Raw genomic sequence first — 11919 nt, 5'->3', positions numbered from 1 at the left:
CCCCCCCGCCCCCGCGGGGGGGAGCCGCTCCAGCGGCTCGTCGGCCCCGTGCATGTCGATCATGTCCAGTTCGGCCTGGGGGGTGGGGTAGCCGACGGCGATGCGCGCCATGAACCGGTCGCGCTGGGCCTCGGGCAGCGGGTAGGTGCCCTCCATGTCGCCCGGGTTCTGGGTGGCCACCACCATGAAGGGGCGCTCCAGCGGGCGCGGGGTGCCGTCCACGCTGACCTGCATCTCCTCCATGCACTCCAGCAGCGCCGACTGGGTCTTGGGGGAGGCGCGGTTGATCTCGTCGCCGAGCACGATGTTGGCGAACACCGGGCCGGGGTTGAACTCGAACTCGCCCGTCTCCTGGTGGTAGACGCTGACGCCGGTGATGTCGCCGGGCAGCAGGTCCGGGGTGAACTGGACGCGCTGGACCGAGCAGTCCACCGCCCTGCCCAGCGCCTTGGCCAGCATCGTCTTACCGACCCCGGGCACGTCCTCGATCAGCAGGTGCCCCTCGGCCAGCAGGACGGTCAGCGCCATCCGCACGACCTCGGGCTTGCCTTCGATCACCGACGCGACCGCCTGGCGGATGCGGGCCGCGGCCGCCGGAAGCGGATCGGCCGCCCCCGGCGCCGGGCGGCCCCGGCCGTTGTGGTGGGTGTCGAGTGACACGTGTCCCCTTTCCCGGTGGAGCGGCCGACGGATACGCGCGCGCCCGGGGAGATGAGGAGGACGCCGCGGAATTGAGGCTAGAAGGAAAAGGGAGGAAAGCAAACCTAAACGGGCCGATCCGCGGTGGCCGGACGGGGCCCCGGGGCGGGGAGGGGCCGGTGGTGCGCGGGTGGGGCGCCCCGCCCGGGGTGATCCGTGCCGCCCCACCGGCCCCTCCCCGCGCCCCCCACTCCGCCCCACCTGTTCTGACCTGCACGTTTGTGGGCGGAAATGCCGTCGAAGCGGGATTGGAACTGTTGACGGTGGGGAAGAGTGGAGTACAGTGGGGCATCGTGGAGGAGGAGACTGCTCCACCGGGGCTTGGGAGGTGGGGCCGGTGTTCCTCGGCACGCACTCCCTGCGCCTCGATGAGAAGGGGCGGCTGTTCCTTCCGGCGAAGTACCGCGACGAACTGTCGGGGGGACTGGTGATCACGAAGGGCCAGGAGCGCTGCCTCTACGCCTTTCCCGCGGACGAGTTCCAGCGGGTCACCGAGAACCTCCGGACGGCGCCCGTCACCGCCAAGGCGGTGCGCGACTACAGCCGCGTCCTGTTCGCCAGCGCGTCCGACGAGGTCCCCGACAAGCAGGGGCGGATCACCGTCCCGCCCGCCCTGCGCGGCTACGCGGGGCTGGAGCGGGAGTGCGTCGTCATCGGGGCCAACACGCGCTTGGAGATCTGGGACGCCGGCGCCTGGGCCCAATACGAGGCCGAGCAGGAGCAGGCGTTCGCGGAACTCTCCGAGGAGGTGTTGCCGGGGGTGCTGTGAGACGCGGCGCCCGATCCCGATCTCATCACGGCCCCGCCTGGACCCCGGCCTTCAGATGCGGACCGGTGCCAGCTGACGTGACTTCCCCGGCGCCAGGTGGCCCCCGCCTCTGAAGGCCCGTCCGGGCGCGGGCGGACGGGGGGACCGCCGCGGGCGGTACGCGCACGACGCAGGGGGAGCAGTGCTGATGGGGGACACCGACGCCGCGACGGGCGCCGGAGAGGACGGGCGCGCCGCGCACGTGCCGGTGATGCTGGAGCGCATCATGCACGTGCTGGGCCCGGCGCTGGAGGAGCCCGGCGCCGTCGTCGTCGACGGCACCCTGGGCCTGGGCGGGCACGCCGAGGCCCTGCTCCGCGCGCACCCGGGCCTGCGCCTGGTCGGCATCGACCGGGACACCACCGCCCTGGACCGCAGCCGCGCCCGCCTGGCCCCCTACGCCGACCGCGTGGAGTTCGCCCACGCCGAGTACGACGCGCTGCCCGGGGTCCTCGACGGCCTGGGCATCCCCGAGGCCCAGGGGGTCCTGCTCGACCTGGGCGTGTCCTCCCCCCAGCTGGACGAGGCCGGGCGCGGCTTCGCCTACTCCTACGACGCCCCCCTGGACATGCGGATGGACCGCACCCAGGGGCTCACCGCCGAGGAGGTCGTCAACGGCTACCCGGCCGCCGACCTCGCCCGCATCCTGCGCGACTACGGCGAGGAGCGGTTCGCCGGGCGCATCGCCCAGGCGATCGTCCGCGAGCGCGCGAGCGCCCCCATCGCCTCCACCCGCCGCCTGGCCGACCTCGTCCGCGAGGCCATCCCGGCGGCCACCCGCCGCACCGGCGGCAACCCCGCCAAGCGCACCTTCCAGGCGCTGCGCATCGAGGTCAACGGCGAGCTGTCGATCCTCGAACGCGCGCTCCCGGCCGCCATCGACCGCCTGGCCGTGGGCGGGCGCATCGCGGTGCTGTCCTACCACTCCCTCGAAGACCGCATGACCAAGCGGGCGCTCGCGGCGCTGGCCAAGGACACCACGCCGCCCGACCTGCCGGTCCCTCTCCCCGACCGGCAGCCCGAGCTGCGCCTGCTGACCCGGGGCGGCGAGACCCCCGACGAGCAGGAGAGCGAGCGCAACCCCCGGGCCGCCTCGGCGCGCCTGCGGGCCGCCGAGCGGACGCGGCGGCGCTGAGCGGCCGCCGCGAGGACCGGTAGAGGGAGGGCAGGAGATGACCACGACCACCCGGGGCGCCCCCCGCGGCGGGAGCGCGCCCTCCGGCGGCGCGCGCACCGGCCGCGCGGCGGCGCCCGCGCGCACCCGCCCGGCCGAGCGCGGGCAGGCCCCGCGCACCGGTACCGCCCGCGCGCCCCGGCGCCCGGCCGCACCGGCGCGCGCCCCGCGCATGCCGTTCGTGCTGCTGGTGCTCGGGCTGCTGGCCGGGGCGCTGATCAGCCTGCTGGCGCTGCGCACCGTGCTGGTGGAGGACTCCTTCACCATCGCGCGGCTGCAGGCCGAGAACAGCGAGCTGGTCAACCGCCAGGAGAGCCTCCAGGAGGAGGTCGTCTACCTGGAGTCGCCCGAGCGGATCGCCCGCGAGGCCGAGGACATGGGCATGGAGCAGGGCGAGGCCCCCGAGTTCCTCTACACCGACGAGGGCCGCGTCAGCGGCGAGGGCTCCGGCGGGGCCTCCGGGGACGGCGGATGAGGCCCGCCGCGCCCGGCGCCCGGGCGCGGCGCACGCACCCCGGGGATACGGCCGACGGCGCCCCCGGGACCGACGACGCCCCCGGGGCCGAGGCGCCGGGGACACGGAGAGGACGGCAGGTGAGAGCGAGTCGACGCCGCAGAGGCCGCAGAGGCGGAGCGGAGGGGCGCCGGTGAGCCCGTCCCGTGACGGGCGCCCCCGCGACCCGCGGCGGCCCGCGCGCGGCCCCGCCCCGCGCGCAGGACGCCCCGACCGCCCCCGCGGCGGAGCCGCCCGTCCCCGCCGCCCCGCGGGCCAGGAGCCCCCGCGCCGCCGCCCCGCCGCCCGGCCCCGGCCCGGTGGCGGCCCGCCGCCCCCCTCGCCGCTGCTGCGCCGCCGCTTCCGCCGGGGGGACCCGCAGCGGCGGCTGCGCATCGCGGTGGTGATCATGGCCGTGGTGATGGTGCTCTTCTCCGGCCGCCTGGTCTACATCCAGGGCATCAACGCCGCCACCTACGCCGAGCAGGCCGCCGGGTCGCGCATGGCCACCATCGACATCCCCACCACCCGGGGCGCCATCACCGACGTGGACGGCTCCCCCTTCGCCCTGTCGGTGGAGGTGCGCACCGTCTTCGTCGACCCCGAGGAGATCCGCGAGGACGAGCGCGACAGGGTCGTCTCCGAGCTGTCCTCCCGGTTCGACCTGGACCCCGGCGAGGTCGCCGAGAAGGTCGGCGCCACCCCCTCCCGGTACGAGGTCGTCAAGCGGGAGGTGCCCCCCGAGGAGTGGGAGGACCTGTCCGAGCTGGGCCTGCAGGGGGTCGGTGCGCAGAAGGACTACAAGCGCGTCTACCCGGAGGAGTCCGGCGCCGCCGACCTGGTCGGGTTCGTCGGCTCCGACGGGGCCGGGCTGGAGGGGATGGAGGCCGTGCTGGACTCCACCCTGGCGGGGCGGCCGGGCAAGCAGCAGGTGGAGATGGGCGCCACCGGCACCCAGATCCCCATGGCCGGCGGGTACGCCCGCGAGCCGGTGCCCGGCAAGGACGTGCGGCTCACCCTGGACCAGGACGTGCAGTGGTACGCCCAGCAGGCGCTGGCCGAGCGCGCCGAGGAGCTGGGGGCCCAGGGCGGCAGCATCATCGCGATGCGCCCCACCGGCGAGATCGTGGCCATGGCCGACTACCCCACCTACGACCCCTCCGACATCTCCGGCACCGACCCCGAGAACCGCAAGAACGGCGCGGTCTCGGAGGTGTTCGAGCCCGGCAGCACCAACAAGGTGATCACCGCGGCGGCGGCCCTGGAGGAGGGGAAGACCAGCCCGGAGACGGTGTACACGGTGCCCTACTCCATGGAGGTCTACGACCGCACCTTCAAGGACTCCCACGTCCACGACACCGAGCGGATGACGCTCAACGGCATCATCGCCCAGTCGTCCAACGTGGGCACCATCAAGGTGGCCCAGCAGCTCGGCGCCCAGGGCCTCTACGACTACCTGGGCAAGTTCGGCTTCGGCCGCCCGACCGGGCTGGACCTGCCCGGCGAGGAGGCCGGGGTGCTCAAGCACCCGGACGACTGGTGGGGCACCCAGCTGGCGTCGATCTCCTTCGGCCAGGGCCTGTCGGTGACCGCGGTGCAGATGGCCAGCGTGTACGCCACCATCGCCAACGGCGGCGTGCGGGTGGAGCCCAGCCTGGTGGCGGGCACCGTCGACGCCGACGGGGAGTTCCAGCCCTCCGACGAGCCGCGCAAGGAGCGCGTGGTGAGCAAGGAGACCGCCGACGAGGTGGCGCTGATGCTGGAGGCCGTCACCGGCGACCAGGGCACCGCCACCCAGGCGCGGATCGACGGCTACCGGGTGGCGGGCAAGACCGGCACCGCCAACCGGGTGGACCCGGAGACCGGGCGATACGAGGCCCGCAGCTACACGTCGATGTTCGTGGGCTTCGCCCCCGCCGACGACCCGGAGCTCATCGTGCAGGCGGTGCTGCACAACCCGCAGAAGGAGTACTACGGGGGCGAGGCCGCCGGGCCGCTGTTCCAGGACGTGATGTCGTTCGGGCTCAAGTCCCTGAAGATCCCGCCCTCGGAGACCGAGCCGCCCAACATCAAGCTGTTCGAGGACGAGTAGCCGGGCGCGGCGGGGTGTGCGGGCACGGCCCGCCGCCGCCCGCCCGGCGCGGCCGCGCGGTGGATTATCCGTGGGCCCCGAACAGCCGATAGCCTCTCGTCGTGCCACCCGTTATGCGACCTGACCACAAGCAGCTCCGCCCGCTCTCCGAGCTGGCCCGCCTCCTGGGCCCCGACGCGTTCGTCACCTGCGTCGACCAGGGCCTGGACGAGGAGGCCGCCGACCCCGGCGCGACGGTGATCACCGGGATCACCCACGATTCGCGCGCCGTGCGCCCCGGCGACCTGTACGCGGCCCTGCCGGGGACGCAGGTGCACGGCGCCGACTTCGCCGCCCAGGCGGCGCAGGCCGGCGCCGCCGCCGTCCTCACCGACCCCGACGGCTACGACCGCGCGGCCGCCACCCGGCTGCCCGTGCTGACCGTGGCCGACCCGCGGGCGGTGCTGGGGGAGGTCTCGGCCTGGGTGTACGGCCACCCGGCCGACCGGATGCTGCTCATCGGTACCACCGGCACCAGCGGCAAGACCACCGTCAGCTACCTGGTGGAGTCGGGGCTGCGCGCCGCGGGGGAGCGGACGGGGCTGATCGGGACCGTGGAGATGCGGGTGGGCGGCGAGCGCGTCGACTCCTCGCTGACCACGCCGGAGGCAACCGACCTGCACGGGCTGTTCGCGGCGATGCTGGAGCAGGACGTCGCGGCCACCGCCATGGAGGTCTCCAGCCACGCCCTGGCCCTGGGCCGGGTCGGCGGCACCACCTACGACGTGGCGATCTTCACCAACCTGTCCCAGGACCACCTGGACTTCCACGCCGACCTGCGCGAGTACTTCGAGACCAAGGCCAAGCTGTTCACCCCGGGCTTCGCCAAGGTCGCCGTGGTCAACCGGGACGACCGGTTCGGGCGGGCCCTGGTGGACATGGTCGAGGCCGGCGGCGAGGTGCCGGTGACCACGTTCTCCTCCGAGGGCGACCCGGAGGCCGACTGGCGGGCGGTGGACGTGCGCCTGGGCTCCCGGGGCAGCACCTTCCGGGTGGTGGGCCCCGGCGGCGTGGAGCTGGACGCGTCGGTGGGCCTGCCCGGGCCGTTCAACGTCTCCAACGCGATGGCCGCCATCGTCGGCCTGGTGGAGGCCGGGGTGCCGGTGCACACGGCCGTCGAGGGCGTGGCGGCCGCGGCGGGCGTTCCCGGGCGCATGCAGCGCGTCGAGGCGGGGCAGGACTTCACCGCGATGGTGGACTACTCGCACAAGCCGGGAGCCATCGAGGCGGTGCTCACGTCCCTGCGGGAGGTCACCGAGGGGCGGCTGGCGATCGTGGTGGGCTGCGGCGGCGACCGCGACCGCTCCAAACGCCCGCTGATGGGCGAGGCGGCGGCGCGGCTGGCCGACGCGGTGGTGCTCACCGACGACAACCCGCGCAGCGAGGACCCGCTGGCGATCACCGGCGCGATGCTGGAGGGCGTGGCCAAGGTGCCGCGGGGGGAGCGGGCGCGCGTCACGGTCGAGCCGGACCGGGCCGAGGCGATCGCCCTCGCGGTCGACCGGGCGGGCCCGGGGGACGTGGTGGTCGTCGCGGGCAAGGGGCACGAGCGGGGCCAGAAGGTCCTCGGCGAGGTGCTCCCCTTCGACGACACCGAGGTCCTGGAGGAGGCCCTGCGCCGCCGCGTGGCCCGCGACAAGGGCTGAGGGGGCGCCGCGTCCGGCCCGCCCCGCAGCGGTCGGGGCGATGGTGCCGCCATGGCGCGGGCCGCAGTGGCGCCCCGTGCGCGCCGCGTCCGCTGCGGGCCGCTGAACGTCCCGCGAATTCTCGCCGCCCCGACCTCGCCGCTTCCGGGGAGGAGGGGCGGGACGCCCGCCGTCGAATCGGACAATAAGTCTGATTTCGGGCGCATGGGAATCTGCTTCGGGATCGTTACCGACGGGCGATCCGGGGAAACGCGGTACCAGGGCGCCTCCTGCCGGAAGCGGCCACCGAGGCGTCCCGTCCGGCCCCGCGGGTGCGGTGACCCTGCGCACGCGGTGTCGGATCGTCGCAGGTGGGGGTCGCGGTCCCCGGGGAGTGCGGCAACGGCGGCAGGACGCCCGCGCCGATGCCCCCGGAGGCGGCCCGGATCCGGTGCCGATCCGGTCGCGCAATGCGGCCGGGACGCAACCCCCGATATCCCAGATGCTCTAAGGTAGGTCCGGCAATCGCTGCCCGGCCCCGCGGCGTGCCGCTGCCGCCTCGCGGTCGACCAGCCCCAGCGCGATCCCCGGACCGGCGCCGTGCATGGGCTGTGTCCGTCACCCCGATCGAGGCGCCGCAGGCGCGGAGGACCGGGCCCGACATGAGGAGTGGATTTGATCGCGCTGACGCTCGATCGGATCGCTGAGATCACCCGAACCCGGATACGCGGATCCGCGCGCCCGGACGCCACCGTGACCGGCCCGGTCGTCGTGGACTCCCGGCAGGCCGGTCCAGGCTCGCTGTTCGTGGCGCTCGGCGGGGAGCGCGCCGACGGCCACGACTTCGCCGGTGCCGCCGTCGCCGCGGGCGCCGCCGCCGTCCTCGGGTCCCGGCCGGTCGAGGCGCCGCAGTTGCTGGCCGACGGCGGCGACGACGGGGTCGTGGCCGCGCTCGGCCGGCTGGGCCGCGCGGTCGCCGACGGCGTCACCGCCGCGGGGGCCGACATCGTGGGGGTCACCGGATCCTCCGGCAAGACCACCACCAAGGACCTGCTCGCCCAGGTGCTCGGGGGACTCGGCCCCGTCGTGGCCCCGGCCGGCTCGTTCAACAACGAGATCGGCCACCCGCTGACCGTGCTGCGCGCCGACTCCGACACGCGCTTCGTGGTCCTGGAGAAGGCCGCCCGCGGCATCGGGCACATCGCGCACCTGTGCACCATCGCGCCGCCGCGCATCGGCGTGGTGCTCAACGTCGGCAGCGCGCACATGGGCGAGTTCGGCGGACGCGAGGCGATCGCGCAGGCCAAGGGCGAGCTGGTGGAGGCGCTGCCGAGCGCCGCCGACGGCGGCGTGGCCGTGCTCAACACCGACGACGACGCGGTGCGCGCCATGGCCGCCCGCACCGCCGCCCGGGTGGTGACCTACGGCCGCGGCGAGGGCGCCGACGTGCGCGCCCGGGACGTGGAGCTGGACGCCGCCGGGCGGGCCCGGTTCACCCTGGAGATGAACGGCGGCAGCGCCCCGGTGCGCCTGGCGGTCGTCGGCGAGCACCAGGTGCACAACGCGCTGGCGGTCGCCGCCGTGGCCGCCGAGTTCGGCATGGGCGCCGCGGCCGCCGCCGAGGCGCTGGCCCAGGCCGGGCCGGTGAGCCGCTGGCGCATGGAGGTCGACGAGCTCGGCGACGGCACCACCGTCGTCAACGACGCCTACAACGCCAACCCCGAGTCCATGGCCGCGGCCCTGCGCACCCTGGGCGCGATCGCCGAGCGGCGCCGCTCCTTCGCGGTGCTGGGCGCTATGGCCGAGCTCGGCGGCGAGGCGCGCGAGGCGCACGAGGAGACCGGCCGCCTGGCCGCCTCCCTGGGCGTCGACGGGCTGATCGTGGTCGGGGAGGAGGCCGCCCCCATCGCCGACGGGGCGGCGGGCACCGCCGGGTGGCAGGGGGAGGCCGTCGCCGTCCCCGACGCCGCCGGCGCGGTCGAGGCGCTGCGCACGCGCCTGCGGCCCAAGGACGTCGTCTTGGTGAAGGGATCGCGCGTGGCCGGGCTGGAGAAGGTCGCCGAGAAGGTGGCCGAGGGGCTTACCGCGTCGGGGAAGGACGCCCAGTGAGCAATATCCTCATCGCAGCGGCGATCTCCCTGGTCATCTCCATGCTGGTGATGCCGCCGCTGATCCGGATCCTGTTCCGGTTCAAGTTCGGCCAGGAGGTCCGCGACGACGGCCCCGAGGGCCACAAGACCAAGCAGGGCACGCCCACCATGGGCGGCATCGTCATCATCCTGGGCGCGGTGCTGGGCTACTTCGGCTCGCACCTGGCCCTGATGACCCGCCCCACCGTCTCGGGCCTGCTGGTGATGTTCCTGTTCGTCGGGATGGGCTGCGTCGGCTTCCTCGACGACTTCATCAAGATCTACAAGCGCCGCAGCCTGGGCCTGCGCAGCGGCGCCAAGATGCTGGGCCAGACCGTCATCGGCGTGGGCTTCGCCTACGGGGTGACCAAGTTCCCCAACGGCTACGGCTACACGCCCGCCTCGCCGCAGCTGTCGTTCCTGCGCGACTTCGGGCCGCCGCTGTGGATCGGCGTCTTCGTGATCTGGGCGCTCTTCCTCATCGTCGGCTTCTCCAACGCCGTCAACCTCACCGACGGGCTGGACGGCCTGGCCACCGGCGCCACCATCCTGACGCTGGTCTCCTACGTGATCATCGGCAACTGGCAGCTCCGCCAGAGCTGCAGCGAGGCGCTGCTGTCGCCGAACTGCTACCCGGTGCGCGACCCCCTCGACCTGGCGGTGGTGGCCGCCGCGGGGCTGGGCGGCTGTATCGGCTTCCTGTGGTACAACGCCCCGCCCGCCAAGATCTTCATGGGCGACACCGGCTCGCTGGCCCTGGGCGGCCTGGTCGTGGGCCTGGCCATCACCACCCGCACCCAGCTGCTGCTGCTCGTCATCGGCGGCCTGTTCGTGCTCATCACCGCCTCGGTGATGCTGCAGGTCAGCTCGTTCCGCCTGACCGGCAAACGGATATTCAGGATGGCGCCCCTGCAGCACCACTTCGAGCTCAAGGGGTGGGCGGAGACGACCATCGTCATCCGCTTCTGGATCATCCAGGGCCTGCTGGTGGGCACCGGTATCGGCCTGTTCTACCTGGAATGGATGCCGAGGTAGCCGATGGCGGACCGATTCGAGGAGGGCCTGCGCGGCAGGCCGGTGTGCGTGGCCGGGCTCGGCGTGTCCGGGCCGCCGGTCGCCCGCACCCTGCTGGACTGCGGGGCCCAGGTGACGGTCGTCGACGGCCGCGACGACGCGGCCTCCCGCGAGGCCGCCGAGGCGCTGCGCGCCGCCGGGGCCCACGTGGTGCTGGGCTCGGACGCCCTGCCCGAGGGCGCCTCCCTGGTGGTCACCTCCCCGGGCTGGCGCCCGGACGCGCCGCTGCTCACCGCGGCGGCCGCCGCCGGGGTCGAGGTGATCGGCGACGTCGAGCTGGCCTGGCGGCTCAAGCCGGACGAGCAGATGTGGCTGGCGGTCACCGGCACCAACGGAAAGACCACCACGGTGCGGATGCTGGAGGCGATGCTGCGCGCCGACGGGCGCGACGCCCTGGCCGTGGGCAACGTGGGCACCCCCGTGGTGGAGGCGGTGCGCCCCCGCTCGGACGGGACCGTCCCGCAGGTGCTGGCGGTCGAGCTGTCCAGCTTCCAGCTGCACTGGTCGGACTCGCTGCGCCCGCACGCGGCCGCCGTCCTCAACGTCGCCCCCGACCACCTGGACTGGCACGGCGGGTTCGACGCCTACGCCGAGGCCAAGGGCCGCATCTACGCGCGCGGCACGGTGCGCGTGGCCAACACCGCCGACGAGCACTCGGTGCGTCTGGCGGAGCTGGGCGACCCGCACGCCCCGCTGGTCGGCTTCGGCCCGGGCACCCCGCGCCCCGGGGAGCTGGGCGTGGTGGAGGACCTGCTGGTGGACCGGGCCTTCGTCGACGACCCGGTGCACACCGCCGAGGAGCTGGCCGCGCTGGGCGACGTGCGCCCGGCCGCGCCCCACCAGGTGGCCAACGCGCTCGCGGCCGCGGCGCTGGCCCGTGCGGCGGGCGCGGCGCCCAAGGCCGTGCGGGAGGGGCTGGCCGCCTTCGGCCCGGAGCCGCACCGCATCGCCCCGGTGGCGACCGTGGACGGCGTGCTCTACGTCGATGACTCCAAGGCGACCAACGCCCACGCGGCCGGGGCCTCGCTCGCGGCCTACGAGCCGGTGGTGTGGATCGCCGGAGGGCTGCTCAAGGGCGCCGAGGTCGACGGCCTGGTGCGTGCGGCGGCGCCCCGGCTGCGCGCCGCCGTCCTGCTGGGGCAGGACCGGGCCGAGCTGCGCCGCGCGCTGGCCGAGCACGCCCCCGGGGTCGAGGTGGTGGAGGTCGCCGAGACCGGCGAGGACGCCATGGACCATGTGGTGGCACAGGCGCGCGCGCTGGCCCGGGAGGGCGACACGGTGCTGCTGGCCCCCGCCGCGGCGTCGATGGACATGTTCGCCGATTACAACGTCCGCGGGGACCGCTTCGCCGAGGCGGTCCGCCGACTGCAGAGCTGACCCGGCAGGCGGGGCCGCGCCCCGCACGGACCCTCCGCGCCCGGAGCCCGGCCGGCTCCGGGCGCGGCGCCGTTCCGGACGGCGTCCCCCCGGAGGGGGCGATCGGTGTCCATCGGTCAGGGCTCCGCAGGTGTGCCGCCCGCGTCAAGGGCGTCGTCCGCTGGGTGGTGGCGTTTCCGTCCGGACTGGTCATCCCGCTGGTTTCGGCTCTGGGGCAGGTTCGTCCCGCCATCGCCGAGGGGCCGGAACGGCCGTGCTGAACCATCGAACGGAAAGCGCGCCACGACGCCGGACGCGGCCCCGGAGGGGAGCACGTCCGCCGGGGCCCCGAGCGCCGACCCAAGGCGGCCACGGGATCGGAACGACGTACCTTCACTGGGGGCGGGCCGACGCGTTCGCTCCGGGGCGC

At 74.8% G+C, this 11919-nt stretch carries 9 protein-coding genes; 8 read left to right on the top strand and 1 reads right to left on the bottom strand.

Going from position 1 to position 11919, the window contains the following annotated elements:
* Nucleotides 1-660 (bottom strand): AAA family ATPase (locus tag D476_RS31775; protein ID WP_017622219.1); only part of this gene is annotated, 660 nt, incomplete at its 3' end.
* 376 nt (nucleotides 661-1036) lie between these two features.
* Between D476_RS31775 and mraZ the strand changes: the two genes are divergently transcribed.
* The 8 genes from mraZ (at nucleotide 1037) to murD (ending at nucleotide 11510) form a co-directional block, all read left to right on the top strand.
* On the top strand, nucleotides 1037-1468 hold the full coding sequence (gene mraZ / locus D476_RS0101510) for a division/cell wall cluster transcriptional repressor MraZ (protein ID WP_026123130.1): 432 nt from the start codon (nucleotides 1037-1039) through the stop codon (nucleotides 1466-1468).
* A 187-nt stretch (nucleotides 1469-1655) separates the two neighbouring features.
* Nucleotides 1656-2642, top strand: coding sequence for a 16S rRNA (cytosine(1402)-N(4))-methyltransferase RsmH (gene rsmH, locus D476_RS0101505; RefSeq protein WP_017622217.1), 987 nt, complete (start codon nucleotides 1656-1658; stop codon nucleotides 2640-2642).
* 37 nt (nucleotides 2643-2679) lie between these two features.
* Nucleotides 2680-3156 (top strand): FtsB/FtsL family cell division protein, encoded by a 477-nt coding sequence (locus D476_RS0101500; RefSeq protein WP_026123128.1) that lies wholly within the window; start codon nucleotides 2680-2682, stop codon nucleotides 3154-3156.
* A 172-nt stretch (nucleotides 3157-3328) separates the two neighbouring features.
* Nucleotides 3329-5266: a peptidoglycan D,D-transpeptidase FtsI family protein gene (locus tag D476_RS0101495; protein ID WP_017622216.1), complete on the top strand. Its 1938-nt coding sequence runs from the start codon at nucleotides 3329-3331 to the stop codon at nucleotides 5264-5266.
* Nucleotides 5267-5379: 113 nt separating this feature from the next.
* On the top strand, nucleotides 5380-6951 hold the full coding sequence (locus D476_RS0101490) for a UDP-N-acetylmuramoyl-L-alanyl-D-glutamate--2,6-diaminopimelate ligase (protein WP_017622215.1): 1572 nt from the start codon (nucleotides 5380-5382) through the stop codon (nucleotides 6949-6951).
* A 654-nt stretch (nucleotides 6952-7605) separates the two neighbouring features.
* Nucleotides 7606-9039 (top strand): UDP-N-acetylmuramoyl-tripeptide--D-alanyl-D-alanine ligase, encoded by a 1434-nt coding sequence (locus D476_RS0101485; protein WP_017622214.1) that lies wholly within the window; start codon nucleotides 7606-7608, stop codon nucleotides 9037-9039.
* 41 nt (nucleotides 9040-9080) lie between these two features.
* The gene (gene mraY / locus D476_RS0101480) at nucleotides 9081-10094 is read left to right on the top strand and encodes a phospho-N-acetylmuramoyl-pentapeptide-transferase (protein WP_051061549.1); all 1014 of its coding nucleotides are present in this window, start codon (nucleotides 9081-9083) and stop codon (nucleotides 10092-10094) included.
* A 3-nt stretch (nucleotides 10095-10097) separates the two neighbouring features.
* Nucleotides 10098-11510: a UDP-N-acetylmuramoyl-L-alanine--D-glutamate ligase gene (gene murD, locus D476_RS0101475; protein WP_017622212.1), complete on the top strand. Its 1413-nt coding sequence runs from the start codon at nucleotides 10098-10100 to the stop codon at nucleotides 11508-11510.
* The last annotated feature ends 409 nt before the right edge of the window (nucleotides 11511-11919 follow it).

The organism is Nocardiopsis chromatogenes YIM 90109 (genome assembly GCF_000341185.1).
In the GTDB taxonomy this organism is placed as follows: Bacteria; Actinomycetota; Actinomycetes; order Streptosporangiales; family Streptosporangiaceae; genus Nocardiopsis_A; species Nocardiopsis_A chromatogenes.
Note: the sequence above shows the minus strand (reverse complement) of the source record. Positions and strands in the feature narration are given on the sequence as shown.

Bases quoted from the DNA above. Each gene is read 5' to 3' on its own strand.
- rsmH (WP_017622217.1), top strand. From the start codon at position 1,656: ATGGGGGACACCGACGCCGCGACGGGCGCCGGAGAGGACGGGCGCGCC.
- D476_RS0101500 (WP_026123128.1), top strand. From the start codon at position 2,680: ATGACCACGACCACCCGGGGCGCCCCCCGCGGCGGGAGCGCGCCCTCC.
- D476_RS0101490 (WP_017622215.1), top strand. From the start codon at position 5,380: ATGCGACCTGACCACAAGCAGCTCCGCCCGCTCTCCGAGCTGGCCCGC.
- mraY (WP_051061549.1), top strand. From the start codon at position 9,081: ATGCTGGTGATGCCGCCGCTGATCCGGATCCTGTTCCGGTTCAAGTTC.
- murD (WP_017622212.1), top strand. From the start codon at position 10,098: ATGGCGGACCGATTCGAGGAGGGCCTGCGCGGCAGGCCGGTGTGCGTG.